The 15,325-nt window shown below is 71.6% G+C and carries 21 protein-coding genes; 19 read left to right on the top strand and 2 right to left on the bottom strand.

All coding sequences use genetic code 11. From position 1 onward, the window contains the following. Positions 1 to 245 precede the first annotated feature (245 nt). From pduL to FJY74_01545, 15 genes are all read left to right on the top strand, one after another. Positions 246 to 875 carry a phosphate propanoyltransferase gene (pduL, locus tag FJY74_01475; GenBank protein ID MBM3306983.1) on the top strand — a complete coding sequence of 210 codons (630 nt, stop codon included), beginning with the start codon at positions 246 to 248 and terminating at the stop codon, positions 873 to 875. Positions 876 to 927: 52 nt separating this feature from the next. Next, a complete protein-coding gene (locus FJY74_01480; protein ID MBM3306984.1) occupies positions 928 to 1,179 on the top strand; it encodes a BMC domain-containing protein in 252 nt (83 codons plus the stop codon). A gap of 69 nt (positions 1,180 to 1,248) precedes the next feature. Beyond that, positions 1,249 to 1,545: an ethanolamine utilization microcompartment protein EutM gene (eutM, locus tag FJY74_01485; protein MBM3306985.1), complete on the top strand. Its 297-nt coding sequence runs from the start codon at positions 1,249 to 1,251 to the stop codon at positions 1,543 to 1,545. A gap of 74 nt (positions 1,546 to 1,619) precedes the next feature. Beyond that, complete coding sequence (locus FJY74_01490; GenBank protein ID MBM3306986.1) at positions 1,620 to 1,910, top strand: EutN/CcmL family microcompartment protein; 291 nt, start codon at positions 1,620 to 1,622, stop codon at positions 1,908 to 1,910. 60 nt (positions 1,911 to 1,970) lie between these two features. Then, the gene (locus tag FJY74_01495; GenBank protein ID MBM3306987.1) at positions 1,971 to 3,392 is read left to right on the top strand and encodes an aldehyde dehydrogenase EutE; all 1,422 of its coding nucleotides are present in this window, start codon (positions 1,971 to 1,973) and stop codon (positions 3,390 to 3,392) included. 36 nt (positions 3,393 to 3,428) lie between these two features. After that, positions 3,429 to 4,751 (top strand): SLBB domain-containing protein, encoded by a 1,323-nt coding sequence (locus FJY74_01500; protein ID MBM3306988.1) that lies wholly within the window; start codon positions 3,429 to 3,431, stop codon positions 4,749 to 4,751. A 37-nt stretch (positions 4,752 to 4,788) separates the two neighbouring features. Beyond that, entirely contained in the window at positions 4,789 to 5,355 is a 567-nt protein-coding gene (locus tag FJY74_01505; protein ID MBM3306989.1) for a BMC domain-containing protein, read from the top strand. A 13-nt stretch (positions 5,356 to 5,368) separates the two neighbouring features. Further along, a complete protein-coding gene (locus tag FJY74_01510; protein MBM3306990.1) occupies positions 5,369 to 5,644 on the top strand; it encodes a EutN/CcmL family microcompartment protein in 276 nt (91 codons plus the stop codon). A gap of 9 nt (positions 5,645 to 5,653) precedes the next feature. Continuing rightward, positions 5,654 to 5,935: a EutN/CcmL family microcompartment protein gene (locus FJY74_01515; GenBank protein MBM3306991.1), complete on the top strand. Its 282-nt coding sequence runs from the start codon at positions 5,654 to 5,656 to the stop codon at positions 5,933 to 5,935. After that, a complete protein-coding gene (locus FJY74_01520) occupies positions 5,932 to 6,699 on the top strand; it encodes a class II aldolase/adducin family protein (protein ID MBM3306992.1) in 768 nt (255 codons plus the stop codon). The genes FJY74_01515 and FJY74_01520 overlap by 4 nt, the downstream gene beginning before the upstream one ends. Positions 6,700 to 6,747: 48 nt before the next feature. Continuing rightward, positions 6,748 to 7,641 (top strand): signal peptide peptidase SppA, encoded by an 894-nt coding sequence (sppA, locus tag FJY74_01525; protein ID MBM3306993.1) that lies wholly within the window; start codon positions 6,748 to 6,750, stop codon positions 7,639 to 7,641. A 182-nt stretch (positions 7,642 to 7,823) separates the two neighbouring features. Next, positions 7,824 to 8,159 carry an integration host factor subunit beta gene (locus tag FJY74_01530; GenBank protein MBM3306994.1) on the top strand — a complete coding sequence of 112 codons (336 nt, stop codon included), beginning with the start codon at positions 7,824 to 7,826 and terminating at the stop codon, positions 8,157 to 8,159. Positions 8,160 to 8,168: 9 nt separating this feature from the next. Continuing rightward, a complete protein-coding gene (locus FJY74_01535; protein ID MBM3306995.1) occupies positions 8,169 to 8,264 on the top strand; it encodes an AURKAIP1/COX24 domain-containing protein in 96 nt (31 codons plus the stop codon). A gap of 15 nt (positions 8,265 to 8,279) precedes the next feature. Next, positions 8,280 to 8,855 (top strand): flavin reductase family protein, encoded by a 576-nt coding sequence (locus FJY74_01540; protein MBM3306996.1) that lies wholly within the window; start codon positions 8,280 to 8,282, stop codon positions 8,853 to 8,855. A 17-nt stretch (positions 8,856 to 8,872) separates the two neighbouring features. Then, positions 8,873 to 9,280, top strand: coding sequence for a PilZ domain-containing protein (locus FJY74_01545; GenBank protein MBM3306997.1), 408 nt, complete (start codon positions 8,873 to 8,875; stop codon positions 9,278 to 9,280). Here FJY74_01545 and FJY74_01550 read toward each other — a convergent pair. Both FJY74_01550 and FJY74_01555 read right to left on the bottom strand, forming a co-directional pair. After that, on the bottom strand, positions 9,277 to 10,578 hold the full coding sequence (locus tag FJY74_01550) for an outer membrane protein transport protein (GenBank protein ID MBM3306998.1): 1,302 nt from the start codon (positions 10,576 to 10,578) through the stop codon (positions 9,277 to 9,279). The genes FJY74_01545 and FJY74_01550 overlap by 4 nt on opposite strands. Before the next feature lie 22 nt (positions 10,579 to 10,600). Beyond that, positions 10,601 to 11,086: a hypothetical protein gene (locus tag FJY74_01555; protein ID MBM3306999.1), complete on the bottom strand. Its 486-nt coding sequence runs from the start codon at positions 11,084 to 11,086 to the stop codon at positions 10,601 to 10,603. A gap of 182 nt (positions 11,087 to 11,268) precedes the next feature. Between FJY74_01555 and FJY74_01560 the strand changes: the two genes are divergently transcribed. The 4 genes from FJY74_01560 to FJY74_01575 all read left to right on the top strand — a co-directional run bounded on the left by FJY74_01560 (position 11,269) and on the right by FJY74_01575 (position 15,218). Further along, positions 11,269 to 12,549: a tetratricopeptide repeat protein gene (locus tag FJY74_01560; GenBank protein ID MBM3307000.1), complete on the top strand. Its 1,281-nt coding sequence runs from the start codon at positions 11,269 to 11,271 to the stop codon at positions 12,547 to 12,549. Then, positions 12,546 to 13,352: a hypothetical protein gene (locus FJY74_01565; GenBank protein MBM3307001.1), complete on the top strand. Its 807-nt coding sequence runs from the start codon at positions 12,546 to 12,548 to the stop codon at positions 13,350 to 13,352. Before FJY74_01560 ends, FJY74_01565 begins: the two co-directional genes overlap by 4 nt. Further along, positions 13,349 to 14,362, top strand: a complete 1,014-nt coding sequence (locus FJY74_01570) for a DUF4837 family protein (GenBank protein ID MBM3307002.1) — start codon at positions 13,349 to 13,351, stop codon at positions 14,360 to 14,362. Before FJY74_01565 ends, FJY74_01570 begins: the two co-directional genes overlap by 4 nt. Before the next feature lie 211 nt (positions 14,363 to 14,573). Then, complete coding sequence (locus tag FJY74_01575) at positions 14,574 to 15,218, top strand: tetratricopeptide repeat protein (GenBank protein ID MBM3307003.1); 645 nt, start codon at positions 14,574 to 14,576, stop codon at positions 15,216 to 15,218. The last annotated feature ends 107 nt before the right edge of the window (positions 15,219 to 15,325 follow it).

The raw sequence follows: 15,325 nt of genomic DNA on the forward strand, positions 1-15,325 counted from the left end.
TAGATGCGTTCCCTGCCGTGCTCGTGAGCAGTCGCCAGGTCGTGGGCTGATCCCCAAACCAGTGATTGAGTCGTCCGAACCTGTTGCACGGCACACGCGGGGAACGCATTCTTCTTTCTCTGCCGCCACACGCCTCGCCGTTGACAGCTTCCTGACCCTCTGCTAGACTGCGGCCTCCGCGCGCCCGGGACCTTGGGCGTCGGGGAGGTGCGCGCGTGGACCAGGTCGAGAGACTCGCCCAGGAGGTGCTCAGGCGCCTCCGCGCCGCCGAAGCCGCCACCGCGGCCGGGGTCGGCGCGGCGGACCGGGGCATCCCTGTGGTCGTGTCCGCCCGACACGTCCACCTGTCGCGCGGCGTCGCCGACCGGCTCTTCGGCGAGGGACACGATCTCAGGAAGCTCCGAGATCTCGGACAGCCCGGCGAGTACGCCTGTCAGGAGAGCGTCACCCTCATCGGCCCTTCGACCAGGGCGATCGAGGGAGTCCGGATCCTGGGCCCCCTGAGGCAGTACACGCAGGCCGAGATCTCGCGCACCGACGGCGTCCGCCTCGGGATCGACCCGCCGGTCCGCACGTCCGGCGACCTCGCCGGGGCGGCGCCCATCACGATGGTGGGGCCGCGCGGGACCGTGGCGCTCCGCGAAGGGGCCATCCGCGCGACGCGGCACATCCACATGACCGAGGGGGACGCCCGGGCGCACGGCGTGCGTGACGGGCAGCGCGTCCGCGTGCGGTTCTCCGGACCGAAGGCGCTCGTGTTCGAGGACGTGCTCGTGCGCGTCGCCGGGAGCGCCGCGCTCGAGCTCCATCTTGACACGGACGACGCCAACGCCGCGGACGTGAGGCTTCCCATGACCGTCGACATCCTGCGATGACGCGGTGCCGTCGGTCGGCAAGGAGGGTCGTTTGCCAGGTTCAGCGCTCGGGATGGTCGAGACCAGGGGCGTCGTCGGCCTCGTAGAGGCCGCCGACGCCATGACGAAGACGGCGAACGTGACCCTGACGAAGTACGAGAGGATCGGGGGGGGATACGTCACGGCGGTCGTGCGCGGCGACGTCGGGGCGGTCAAGGCGGCCGTCGAGGCGGGCGCGGCCGCGGCGGCGCGCGTCGGCGAGCTCGTGTCGTCGCACGTGATCCCCGCGCCGCACGCGTCGCTCGAGGACGCTCTGCTGTCGTGACGCCGGCGCGTCGGCCGGCTTGAGATGCAACGTCTGCGCGGGCGACCGAGAGGCCCGCAGGAGGAACCGATGGGCGAGGCCCTGGGGATGATCGAGACGAGGGGCTTCATCGGCATGGTCGAAGCCTCTGACGCGATGGTCAAGGCCGCGAAGGTGACCCTCGTCGGCTACGAGAAGGTCGGTGGCGGGTACGTCACCGCCATCGTGCGCGGCGACGTCGCGGCGGTCAGGGCCGCGGTGGACGCCGGCACGGCGGCCGCGAGCAAGGTGGGCGAGCTCATCTCGACGCACGTGATCCCGAGGCCTCACGCGAACCTCGAGGACGTCCTGCCCATCGGGAAGACCGTCGCGGCGAAGTCGAAGTAGCGGTCCGCGCGCCGCCCGAGGGCGGGCCGGGCGCGCCCGGCGCCCGCGGGAACGCCGGCTGTTCGGGAGCCATCATGAACATCGGCAGGGTGGCGGGGACCGTCGTGTCCACGCGCAAGGACGAGAAGCTCACCGGGGCGAAGCTGCAGGTCGTCCGGCAGATCGATCTCGACGGCAAGGAGACCGGCGCCTTCGTGGTCGCCGTGGACGCCGTGGGCGCCGGCGCGGGCGAGGTGGTCCTCTACGCGAGCGGCAGCTCCGCGCGACTGACGGCCGTCACCAGGGACCGTCCCGCCGACGCGGTCATCATGGCCATCGTGGACTGCATCGAGGTCGGCGGCAGGGTCGTCTACGAGAAGCCCTAGAGGCGCCCTCGGCGGACCGGCGCCGGCCGGACCTCTTCGGCGCCCGGGGGGCATCAGGCCGTGGCCACACGGGATCCTTCGGTGAAGAGCATCGTCGCCTCGGCCCTCGGCGACGGCCGTGTCGGTCGGACCACCGATGCGCCGCCGCCCTTCGATGGCCGCGGCGTGCTGATGGACACCGCCTCCGCCGTCGCGGCGGCCGCGACCGGCTTCAGGGAGTTCTCGGAGGTCGGCCTCGAGAAGCGCAGGGCGATCATCGAGGCGATGCGCCGCGCCGCCCTCGAGCGGGTCGCGGCGATCTCGCGCATGGCGGTCGAGGAGACGGGCCTGGGCCGCGTCGACGACAAGGTCCGCAAGAACGCGCTCGCCGCCACGAGAACGCCCGGCGTGGAGGACCTTGAGCCGGTCGCCTTCTCGGGCGACCACGGGCTCACGCTCGTGGAGCGGGCGCCCTACGGGGTCATCGGCGCCATCACGCCCTCCACGAACCCCACCGAGACGGTCATCAGCAACGGGATCTCCATGGTCGCGGGTGGGAACGCGGTGGTGTTCAGTCCGCACCCCGCGGCGCGCGTCGTGACGCTCACCGTCATCGACCTCCTGAACCGCGCCATCGCGGAGGCGGGCGGGCCCCGGGCGCTCCTGTTCTCCGTCTCGGCGCCCTCGGTCGCCGCGGCCCAGGAGCTCATGGCCCACCCGGGGGTCCGCCTGCTGGTCGTCACGGGTGGTCCCGCGGTCGTGCGCGCGGCGATGCACTCCGGCAAGAAGGTCATCGCCGCCGGCCCGGGCAATCCGCCCGTCGTCGTGGACGAGACGGCCGACATCGGGAGGGCCGCGCGCGACATCGTCGCGGGCGCCGGGCTCGACAACAACATCGTGTGCATCGCGGAGAAGGAGATCATCGCCGTCCGGAGGATCGCGGCCGACCTCAAGGCAGCGCTTGCGACCGCGGGCGCCTACGAGCTTCGTGGCCAGGCGATCGAACGGATCACGAGGCTCGTGGTCCGCACGGACGCCGGCCCCGGCAGGCCCTCGGAGATCGCGCGGGAGTTCGTGGGCAGGGACGCCGCGGTCATCCTCGGCGCCGCCGGGATCTCCTGTCCCCCGGACGCGCGCATCGCGTTCTTCGAGACCGACGCGTCGCATCCGCTCTTCTGGACCGAGCAGATGATGCCCGTCATCCCCCTCGTCGCGGTGGACACGGCCGACGAGGCGATCGATCTCGCGCGGGAGGCCGAGGGCCGCTGCGGGCACACGGCCGTCATGCACTCGACGTGCGTCACGAACCTCTCGCGCATGGCGAAGACCATGAACGTGTCCATCTTCGTGAAGAACGGGCCGTCCTACGCCGGGCTGGGCTTCGGCGGCGAGGGGTTCACGAGCTTCACGATCGCGAGCCCGACGGGCGAGGGGATCACGTCGGCCAGGACGTTCACCCGCGAGCGGCGGTGCACGCTCGTCGACTCCTTCCGCATCGTGTGAGCGGGCCGGCGCGCGGCGGGGACGGCAGGGTTGGGCATGGACTCGAACACGGTCAGGGCCATCGAGAAGGCCGGCGTCGTCGGCGCGGGAGGAGGGGCCTTCCCGACCCACGCCAAGGCCGCCGCGCGCGCCGACACCGTGCTGGCCAACGGCGCGGAGTGCGAACCGCTGGTCCTCTCGGACAGCTTCGTGATGACGACGGCGGCCGAGCGCGTCGTGCGCGGTCTCGAGCTCATGGCCGAGGCCGTCGGCGCCGGACGCGCGGTCGTGGCGGTCAAGGCCGAGAACGCCGAGGCCGCGGGGGCGATGGCCAAGGCGATCGGCCGGCGTCCCATCGAGCTGCTCGAGCTCGAGAACGTGTACCCGGCCGGTGACGAGTTGCTGCTCGTCCACGCGGCGACCGACAGGGTCGTGCCCGAGGGTGGACACCCGACGGACATCGGCGTCGTGGTCAGCAACGTGACGACGCTCGCGCAGGTCGCCGACGCCGCCGAGGGCCGGCCGGTGACGGAGCGCCCCGTGACGGTGCGGGGCGAGGTGCGGCGCCCGGGGGTCTACGTCGTCCCGATCGGCACACCGGTGGCCGACGTTCTCGCCGCGGCGGGGCCGATCGGATCGGGGCTGGCGGTGCTCGCCGGGGGGCCGATGATGGGCCGGCTGGCCGCGGACGACGAGGTGACGGACAGGGCGCTGTCGGGTCTCTTCGTCCTCCCGCGCTCGCACAGGCTCATCGCCACGAGAACGGCAACGGAGTCGCACGTGCTGCGCATGGCCCGCGCGGCCTGCTGCCAGTGCCTCGCGTGCACCGAGCTCTGTCCGCGCGCGCTCCTGGGCCACGCCCTCGCGCCCCACAGGACCGTGCGCGCCGTCCAGTACGACACGGCCGCCTCGGACGCCGCGGGCGTGACGAGCGCGTTCCTGTGCTCCGAGTGCGGGATGTGCGAGCTCTTCGCCTGCCCGCTCGAGCTCCAGCCGCGCCGCATCCTTGCCGACCTCAAGGCGGAGCTTCGGCGGCGTGGCGTGCAGAACCCGCACAGGCGCTCCGACCTGCGGGCGGACGGCGTGAGAGCGTGGCGGCAGATCCCGTCGGAGCGCCTGAGGCGGCGGCTCGGCCTTTCGGACTACTGCGCGACGCCCGCGGTGAGCGGGGAGCGGGTGCGCCCCGGGAGCGTGAGGCTCCGGCTGGACCGGCACGCGGGGGCGCCGGCCGTGCCCGTCGTGACAGAGGGCAGCCGCGTGCTCGCCGGGGACGTCGTCGCGGAGATCCCCGAGGGGGCGCTGGGAGCGCGGGTGCACGCGAGCGTGAGCGGCCGGGTCGCGTCCGTCTCGCGTGAAGAGGTCGAGGTGGCCGCGGAGTGACGGAACGGGCGCGGGCCCGATCGCCTGAGAGGACGGCATGGCGGAACAGACGCGCGTTCGCGAGGCCATCGCGCTCGTCGAGACGATCAGCGTCGCGATCGGGGTGCGCGTCGCCGACGAGATGGCGAAGAGGGCGCCGGTCGAGATCCTCGAGGCGACGCCGATCTGCCCCGGGAAGTACATGGTCCTCGTGGCCGGCGACGTCGCGTCCGTGGAGGCGTCGCTTCGGCGAGGCGTCGAGGCCGGCGGCGACGTCGTGGTCGATACCCTCTTCATCCCGAACGTGGACGCCCAGGTCTTCCCGGCCATCCTCGGGGCCACCGCCGTGGGCGCGCTGTCGTCGCTCGGCGTGGTCGAGACCTTCACGGCCGCCTCGACGATCCTGTGCGCCGACGCCGCCGCGAAGGCCGCCTCGGTGCGGCTCATCGAGATCCGGCTGGCCAAGGGGCTCGGGGGAAAGGCGTTCTTCACGATGACCGGCGAGCTCCACGAGGTCGAGGCCGCCATGGACGCGGCGGTCGCCGTCGCGAGGGCCGGCGGAAACCTCGTGAGAAGCGTCGTCATCCCGCGGCCTCACGACGCCATCGCCGCCAAAGTCCTGTAGCGGAGGAGAGGACGTGCACCTGGCGCGGGTCATCGGCGCGGTCTGGGCGACGCAGAAGGTGGAGACGCTCAGGGGCGCCCGCATGCTCATCGTCCAGCCGCTCACGCACGAGCTCGCCGAGCGGGGCATGCCGGTCGTCGCGGTCGACACCGTGAGCGCGGCCCCCGGCCAGCTCGTGTTCATCGTGAAGGCGCGGGAGGCCGCGAAGGCGCTCGAGGAGTGCACGAGCCCGGTGGACGCGGCCATCGTCGGGATCGTGGACGCCGTGTCGCTGGCCGGCGGGCTCTGAGGGGGCGACGTGTTCCTCGGCAAGGTGATCGGAGAGGTCGTCGCCACGGTCAAGCACGCGTCGCTCGCGGGGCGCAAGATCCTCGTCGTCGAGATGCTCGCCCCCGACCGCAGGCCGCTCGGCGAGTCCGTGCTCGCCGTGGACTCGGTGGACGCCGGCGTGGGCGACCTCGTCCTGGTCGTGGACGAGGGAAGCTCGGCGGCCGTCGTGATGGGCCTGCAGAACCCGCCGATCAGGACGGTGATCGTGGGAGTGGTCGATCGCGTGGACGAAGAGGCCGGTAGCCGATGACCACGGAGTTCGAGGCGCGCAGGCAGATCGTCGAGGTCGGCCGCAGGCTGTGGCTGAAGGGCTACGTCGCGGCCAACGACGGCAACCTGAGCGTGCGCCTGCGCGACGGCCGCATCGTGATCACCCCGACCGGCGTGTCGAAGGGGTTCCTCGAACCGGACGCGCTCATCGTCGTGGACGCCGAGGGAAGGAAGCTCCGCGGCCGTCTGGAGCCGACGTCGGAGATCCGGATGCACCTGTTCGCCTACGACCGACGCCCCGATGTGAGCGCCGTGGTCCACGCTCACCCCCCCAAGGCCACGGGCTTCTCGGCCGCCGGCGTGCCGCTGGCGCAGTGCATCCTGCCGGAGGTCGTGCTGTCGCTGGGAGACGTGCCCACGGCGCCCTACGCGACGCCCTCCACTGAGGAGGTCGCCCGTTCGATCGAGCTCTTCATCGGCGGCTACAACGCGATGATCCTCAGGCGCCACGGCGTGCTCACGCTCGGAGCCGGCATCTTCGAGGCGTACTGGCGGATGGAGACCGTGGAGCACGTGGCGGACATCACGCTCGTCGCGAAGCTGATGGGCGGGGCGCCGCCGCTCTCGAACGAGGAGGTCCGGAAGCTCCTCAAGCTGCGCGAGAAGCTCGGCACGACGACGTCCGCGCCGTGCGCCTCGTGCGGCGGCTGCGGGACGACCGCCGCCGCGCCCGCGAAGAGCACCGACGGTGGGATCGTGGATGAGGTCGTGCGGCGCGTGACGGAGTCGCTCGGACGACCATAAGGCCTCCGGGCCGGGCCGACCCGGAGCGGAGGCGGGGAGCGTGAACGCATGGTGCGAAGAGGCTGCATCTGGGGCTGGCTGATCGGCGCCGTGACGCTGATCGTGATCTTCCTCGTGACGATCGTGACGATCGAGGCGGTCCTCGGCCAGCGGCTGTCGTTTCCCGCGTACGGCGAGCGCGTGGGGCTCGTGCGCATCGAGGGGATCCTCGCCGATTCGCGCGACATCGTCAGCGACCTCAGGACCATGGGGGAGGATGCCGGGATCCGGGCGGTGGTGCTCCGAGTGGACAGCCCCGGCGGGGGCGTGGCGGCCTCGCAGGAGATCTACGACGAGGTCGTGAGGCTCCGGGACGGCGGCACGCCGGTCGTGGTCTCGATGGGCTCCGTCGCCGCCTCGGGCGGCTACTACGTCGCCTGCGCCGCCGACAGCATCATCGCGAACGCCGGCACCATTACGGGCAGCATCGGCGTCATCATGGAGTTCGCGCACTTCGAGGAGCTCTTCGGCAAGATCGGGATCGGGTTCGACACCGTCAAGAGCGGCGAGTTCAAGGACATAGGCTCCCTCTCGCGCCAGCTGACGGAGAGGGAGCGGGAGCTCCTGCAACTGACCATCGACGACATCCATGCGCAGTTCGTCGATGCGGTCGCGCTGGAGCGTGGCATGACGGCGGACGACGTGCTCAGGATCGCCGACGGCCGCATCCTCTCGGGCCGCCAGGCGCTCGAGGCCGGGCTCGTCGACCGTCTCGGCAGCCTCCGCGACGCCATCGCCGTCGCCGGGCGGCTGGGCGGCATCAAGGGCAGGCCGAAGGTCCAGGAGCCCGCCAGGCCGATGCGCCTCGCGCTTCGCGATCTTCTCTCCGGCAGCCTGTCGCGGGCGCTCCAGCCGTCGGCGTCGAGCTACGGCGCCCAGTACCTCTACAAGCCGGCCAAGTGACAACAGGGAAAGGGTTTGACACGACCCGGGGCCGCTGATAGGATGTGCGTGCTCGCTCAAGCGAGGCGCCTGCGTCCCGGCAGCTGCACGTCCCGCCCGGACCTGGGCGCCGCGTCGCGCGGCAACGACCGAAGGTCGTGACCGCGCGACGTTGCTGTCGCTGCCGGCGGAGGTGGAAGACGATGACAAAAGCCGACCTGGTGGACCGTGTCGCCGCCCAGACCGGACTGACGAAGCGAGATGTCGCGGAGGTCGTCGAGAAGCTCCTCGAGGCCATCAAGAACTGCCTCGCGGAACACGAGCACATCGAGATCCGCGAGTTCGGGACGTTCAAGGTCAGGAAGAGGAAGGCGAGCATGAAGTACAACCCGCGCGACCGCTCGCAGAAGGTGGTGGTCCCGGAGAAGGCGGTGCCCGTCTTCAAGCCGAGCAGGTTCCTGAAGGACCAGGTCGGCCGGGCCGGCGTTCCGACACCCTCGTCGGACTCCGGCGGTCCGCGACCGGATCAGCACGCCTAGGGAGGACGCATGCCCAATCTGAAGAAGAAGCGCCGCAAGAAGATGGCGAAGCACAAGCTCAAGAAGCGCCGCCGCAAGGACCGGCACAAGAAGAAGGTCCGCTAGCGCGGGGGAGCGTCCATGCGGAAGCCCGCTCTCGACGCGCGCGCGGCCCTCGGGCTCATCCATCACGGGCCCGTCGTGCTCGTGACGGCCCGGGACGGACGGCGTACGGACATCATCACGGTCGCGTGGGTCGCGCCCGTGAGCGGTGAGCCGCCCATGGTCGCGGTGGCGATCTCCCCGAGGCGCTTCTCCCACGGGCTCATCAGGCGCTCGGGCGAGTTCGTGGTCAATGTTCCGTCGTCCGGGCTGCTCGCGGCGGTCTGGCTCTGCGGCAGTCTCTCGGGCCGCGACACCGACAAGTTCGAGGCGGCCCGGCTCACCGCGGCGCGCGCGCAGTCGGTCGGGGCGCCGCTCATCGCGGAGTGCTTCGGGCACCTCGAGTGCCGCGTCGAGAAGCGCGTCACGGCCGGAGACCACACCGTGTTCGTGGGCCGCGTCGTCGCCGCAAGCGCCGACCGCGCGGCGTTCGGGAAGCACCTGAGGCTCGCCGCGGGGTCGCACACGCTCCACCACATCGGGGGGCGCCGCTTTCTGACATCGGCCGGGACGGTGCTCGAGGCGGGCAAGCGGGCGCCGCGGCGCCGGCGGTAGAACGGGTCGGAGGCATCATGGCGGAGAAGGACCGGGCAGCATGGGCAGGGCGCGAACGCAGGCAGTCCACTCGCGTTGAGGCGCGCGTGGCCCTTCAGCTCTCCGAGGCCGGAGAGAGCCAGCCGGCCGGCACGATGACGACCGAGAGCATCAACGTCGGCGCGGAGGGAGTGTACTGCTTCGTCCCGCAGTTCGTCGCGCCCCTGACGAAGCTCTCCGTCACGATGGAGCTTCCGCTCAAGGGGAAGCGCGGCCAGGTCAGGAACGAGGTCATGAAGGCTGAGGGCGTCGTCGTGCGCTGCCAGCCGGCCGGGGACGAGCGAGGCGGGTATCGGATCGCGTGCTTCTTCTCGGAGATCGAGCCCGAGTCGCGCGCCGTCCTCGAGGAGTATCTCCGGCAGCGGGCGGCGGGCTCGACGCGCTAGAACCTGTACGCGGCCTCCAGCAGGAACGCGCTCTCGCTCACGTCCTCGACGTAGCCGTAGCCCGCGCCCGACCGCTTGAAGCCGCCCTTCATCCATGCGATGTCGACCGCGAAGATCGTGTCGATGAGCACGCCCGCGCCCAGGGTGAAGTAGGACCTATCGCTGTCGATCTCGAGCCCGCGGTAGGCTATCGGCCGCGTCATGTAGCCCGCCCGCAGACGGAGCGGCCAGGTCGGCACGGTCACCTCCGCCCCGAGCCGAACGTCGGTGGTCGCCTCGTACGCCCTGACGCGCTCGGTCTCGTCCCCGACGTACAGGAACCCCTCGTAGGTCATCTCCGACCAGTCCGTGTACACGACGTCCGCCGCGAGCGCCACGAGGTCGTGGGGGCTGTAGGCCGCGCCGACGGCGAACGTGAAGGGAAGGGTGAGTTCGTCGGAGAAGTACGTGGTCGATGCGGAGTCGGCCGGCGCGCCCGCGTCGAAGCGGTAGTGCTTCCGCGTGCGCTCCATGCCCTCGAACGTCAGCGTCACGGGGGACTCGATGACGACGCCGGCCGAGAGCCCCTCGGCGAGGTAGAACAGACCGCCCACCTTGGCGCGGAACCCCGACACGTCGGTCTCCGTCGCGGTCTCACGCCTGTAGCTCTCGAGCGGGGATACATGCCCGATGTCCTCAGCGACCCACACGAACCGCCGCCGGTAGTCGCCCGTCCAATACGACACCGCGGCGCCGAGCGACACGCTCGGTGAGGCGTCGAACGCGCCTGCGAGCGACCAGGCGTAGACGCCGCCCTCAGACAGGAGGTCCTCAACCTGTCCCCACACGCCGGCCTGGCCGGGCACGGAGTCCTCGTAGGAGGCGACGAAGTCGTCCTCGAAGCCGAGCACGCACTGACCCGAGATGCCCACGACGAGGCTGCCGCGGAACGTCGGGAACGGGTACGCGAACCGCACGGAGGACAGGCGGGTCCTCGAGAGCGGGTCGGTCGAGAAGTCCCCGCCGAGCGCCGTCCCCGAGATCTCGCCCGCAGCCTTCGACAGCCCGCCCGAGATCTCGATGCGACGCATTCTCGCCAGAGCCGCCGGGTTGATGTCGATGGCCGAGGCGTCCTCCGCCGCCGCGACTCCTGCGCCGCCCATGCCGATGGACCGAGCCCCGGCAAGCCATGGGGCCGTGACCGGGATCTCCTCGATCGGCGCGACGAACCCGTCGTACGCGGACGCCGGGAAGCTCAGCGCGGCCACGAGCGTTGCGACCGCAAGAAGGTGAACCGAGGACCGCAGTTCCGTAGCCATCACAAGCCCTCCGCGGGACGCCCTAGAACCCCTTCTTCTTGGGAGTCCAGAGATGTCGCTCCTCCGTCTCCTTCTCGTCCTTGCCGTCGTCGGCCTGCTGCGCGGCCGCGCCCGGGTCCTGCCGCTGCGGCTCCTGCTGCGGAGGCGTCGGAGGAAGAACGAAGCTCCAGCCCTTGCTTCCCGCGCTGCCGCCGCTCCCCCAGAGGTGCCGCGACCCCGTCTCGACCGGCACGCGCGGTTCGCCGCCGCCCGGCTGCCACCACCAGCTGCCGTAGTACCACCACGGGTAGCCGTAGTAGTCGTTCCAGCGCCTGTGCGATCGTCCGTAGTGGTAGTACGGATGGTAGTACGCGGCGTCGGCGTGGCAGTCCGCGCACGACCGGTAGTGCGAGCCCCCGGACGCGACGACGTCGGTCTGCCGAGGATGGCTGAGCACCGTGTAGCAGCCCGACGTCGCGAGCACGATCAGGATCCCTGCGCCGCACAGAATCCAGATGACAAGCCTCATCGTGACCACCCCCTCCGGACTCACGGACCGCCACCTGCGCGCCGCGCGATGCCGAGCCAGACGCCCGACGGATCGCCCTGTTCAACATAGCACGCGCCGGCAGCGAGGGCAATGGTTGTCCGCTCGCAGGGCAGGTGGTAGACTGCCCTGCAGATCACCGCGGGAGAGCGCACGGAGGAGCGTTGAGACGAACGGCCATCGCAGTCGCAGCGATCATCACCATCAGCCTTGCGTCGCCCCGGCCCGCTCCGGGCCAGAGCGATCGGCATCCCAGGGCTGAGGCATTCCTGAGATACAGCGTCGCGCGGCTTCTGGAGGTCCAGGGCGCGTACGATGCCGCGCTCACGCAGTATCTGCTGGCCCAGTCACATGACCCGGGGCACTGCGGCATGGGAACCGCCATTGCCAGAGTGCAGGCTCGGCTCGGGCGCGTGGACGAGGCGGAAGCCACCGTTCTCAGAGTGCGCGCCCGCTGCCCGCGCGACGCGGAGGCGCTGGGGACACACGCGGACGTTCTTCTCTCGACGGGACGGTACGCTGAGCTCGAGGAGGTCGTGTCCGACACCGGGAGGTCCCCGTACGCGCCGCTCGAGTTTCTCATCCTGCTGTGCGAGAGCCTCATCGCGCTCGACAGGCCCGCGGAGGCGGTGAGCCTCTGCCGCGAGCGCTGCCGGGCGGACTCGCTGTCCCCGGTTCTGGCCTTCCTTCACGCCCGCGTCCTGCTTCGGAGCGGGGACCACGAGGCGGCCGCGGCCGAGCTCCTGCGAGCCGAGCGCCTCGACCCGGAGAACCGAGCCGTGACCGTCACGCTCGGCGAGGTGCTCGTCGCGCTCGGGCGACCCGAGGAGGGAGCACGCCGCATGGAACGGGCCGTCGCTCGCGCCTCGGCCGGCGACAGGGAGCACGCCACGCTCGCCAGAGCGTACGCCGACATGGGGGCGCCGGAACGCGCCGTGAGGCACGTGAGGGAGGCTCTCGCTGAGCGGGGCGAGTCGGGAGAGCTCCTCGCCGCGCTCGGGGCCGCGCAGTTCAGCGCGGGAGATGTCGAGGGCGCCTTCGACACCTATGAGCGGCTCCTCGAGAGGGACCCCGACGAGGTCGTGGCGCTCAACTTCGTGGCGTACGTGCTGGCGGAGGAGGACAGGGAACTGGACAGGGCGCTCGAGTACGCCGAGCGGGCGGCGCGCCTGGCCCCGACGGCGTCCGAGGTGAGGGACACGCTCGGCTGGGTCTACTACCGGCTGGGACGCTTCGAAGAAGCCCGTGGCGAGCTCGAGCTTGCGGCGACGCTCGACGAGCCGAGCGCGGACACCGAGGAGCACCTGGGGGACACGCTCATGGCCCTCGGATTGGTCGAAGAGGCGAGGGCCGCGTGGCGCCGCGCGCTCGAACTCGAGCCGGACCGGGAGAGCGCGCTTCGGCGCCTCGAGGCCGGGGACGAGACGGGAGACCCGCGACCATGAGAGCGAGGGCGGCCGCGTGCGTGGCTGTCGCGCTGGCGCTCCTCGCGGCAGCGGGGTGCGGAGGGCCGCCGCGGCCCGGTGAGCCAGTCGGCCGCAGCGACATCGAGCGGCTGATCGAGCAGGCCATGGGGCGCGCGGACCACGGGCCGGTGCGCATCGTCGGCACGGGCCGGCTCGCCGGCGCGGACGAAGCCAGGGAGTTCTCGTTCGCTCTGCTCTACGACCCGCCGGCGTGGCTCAGAGCCGACGCCCGGCCGCTCTTGGCAACGATGCCCGCGCCGCAGGGGATCTCCGCGCTCCTGTCCGGCGACCGCCTGACGGTCGCGCTGCCCGGCGACGGGCGGTGGCTGGACGAGGCCCTGCGCGACGCGTTCCCCGGCATCGAGCGCATCGATCCCGGGGGCTTCGTCGTGGGGCAGCCGGACATCCGGTTCCTCGCGGCGCTGAGGCGCGCCCGACTGACGCGCGCCGATGGCTGCCTCGTCGTGAGCGGCGACCTGTACGGCAGAACGGTCTCCGCGGCCTTCGACTCGACGTCGCTGCGCGTCACGCGGATCGCGCTCGAGGACGGCAAGTCCCGAAGGGTCTCGGTGTCGTACGGTCTCCGGGACGCCGCCGGCTCGGCCGCGCCCGAGACCGTGACCATCGTCCACCGCGACGCGCGCCGCTCGAGCGAGATCGTGCTGCACTGCGCCCGCGTGACGCGGGAGAGCTTCGTGGACCGCCGCGCTCACGCTCTGGAGCCTCCGGCCGGCGCGTCCACGCTGAAGTGGGGCGACATCGGGATCGAGGTGAAGCCATGAAGAGACGTGCTCTGTCCTTCGGCGCGGCGCTCGCGTGCGCGGTCTGCCTGCTGCCGTCGTGCTCCAGGCGCGCCGTCGTCGCGGCGGGGGAGAGCGACGACCTCGTGATCGTCGCAGACCCCGAGGTCACGCCGGCGGCGCTGGACAGCCTGACGGCGCTCGTGCAGACGAAGGTGTCCTGGCTCCTCGGCGAGCCGGCCTTCAAGCCGACGGTGGCCACCGTGTCAGGAGCGCGGGACCTGCTCCACCGGAGGCACGTGGTGCTGCTCGGCGTGTGGGGCGCCGGCAGCGTGCCCGATCTGGCGAGGAAGAGAATCGGCAAACTGGACGAGGGCGCTCCGGCACGCTTCCGCATCGAGGAGGACGTCTGGGCGGACGGTCAGATCGTCGGCCTCCTGTTCGGAAGGGACGAGCAGGAGCTCCTTGCGCACATGACGGCGCACCGCCGCGAGATCCTCGATGCGCTGGATGCCGCGGCGGCGCGCCGCCTCGCCCGCACGCTCGCGAGCGACAGGGCAGCCGCGGCGGCGGCACGGGAGATCGAGCGGCGCTACGGATGGTCGGTCACGCCTCCGACGGGCTACGACCTCATTACGAGCGCCGCCGACGAGGGGTTCGTCTTCCTGCGCCGCACTCAGCCTGACAGGAACCTCTTCGTCTGGTGGCGTGACGGCGACCAGGACGTCGTCTCCGAGCAGTTCGCCGTCACCATGAGGCAGGACCTCACGAAGCGGTACTACGACGGCGACGAGATCGAGCGGCGGCGACCCTACGAGGTCGCGGCGGTCGCCTTCGCCGGCCGGCCCGCGATTCGCATCTCGGGATGGTGGGCGAACGAGGCGCTGCTCGGGGGAGGGCCGTTCCGACTCCACTGCTTCGCCGTGCCGGACCAGGGGCGCGTGTACATCGTGGACGAGAGCCTCTTCGCGCCCGGGATGGACAAGGTCCCGCTCATGCGGAACCTGGATGCGCTTGCGCACACCTTCGCGGCGGGCGGGGCGGCGGAGTGAGGAGGCGCGTCGGCGACGGGGCGGCGGAGCCCCGGAGCGCCACGGCGACCCGACGACGGGGCGCCCTGAGGTCGCCCGGGGTCACTCGGACGGCTGAGACCGCCCCTTGACCGGGGGCCAGGGCCTTGACAGCCTGCGCGCCCTCTGTTACCTTTCCGGCCGCTCGGGGCCACCCTCGGTCATGGGATCGGGCTCCGGGGGCTCTGGCTGCATGGTGTTCCAGCGCGGAGCGTTCGCCTTGGCTCCTGAGAGATCAGCCCTCGATGCGGCGATCGTCATGCTGGAACGGGAGGTCCGCGAGGGCCGCGGCTCCCGCGCCTACGCTTCTCTCGCAGAGGCCCTCAGGACGCGGGGGAGGCTCGAGGACGCTGTCCGCATTGCCAGGGAGGGCGCGGTGGCGTTCCCCGGGCACGTGGCGATACGTGTCGCGCTCGCGCGCGCGCTGGAGGAGTCCTCCCGCGCGAGGGAGGCCCGCGAGGCCTACGAGGAAGTGCTCCGTCTGGATCCCGGGAGCAGCGAGGCCAGGATCGCCCTGGGGCTCCTGGGCCGCCGTGCCGCCGAGCCCTCGCAGGAAGCCCACGCCGCCGCCGCAAGACCCGAAACCCCCGGTAGTCTCTCTGAAGAGCTGGCTCACCTGAGCGAGCTCTTCTGCTCCCGCCCCGACACAGCATTCGGGGAGCGTGGCGCCGAGTTCTCCGGCATCGCCACGCTCACCCTCGCGGAGATCTACGCGCGGCAGGGCCTGCCTCAGCGCGCAGTGGAGGTCTGCGAGACCATCCTGGAGAAGCGACCCGAGGACGCCGCTGCGCGGACGAGACTGGAGGAGTACAGGCGCAGCCTGGCCGCGCCGAGATGAGCCGTCGCCCGCGCGTGGGTCTGCTGCGCGCGGAACATGGAGGTTGACGGCCCGCTCGGGCAGGTTGTAGGCTAGATGTCTTACGGTCCGGCCGTCGGCGATGGCCA

This window comes from Candidatus Effluviviaceae Genus I sp. (assembly GCA_016867725.1).
Taxonomy (GTDB): Bacteria; Joyebacterota; Joyebacteria; order Joyebacterales; family Joyebacteraceae; genus VGIX01.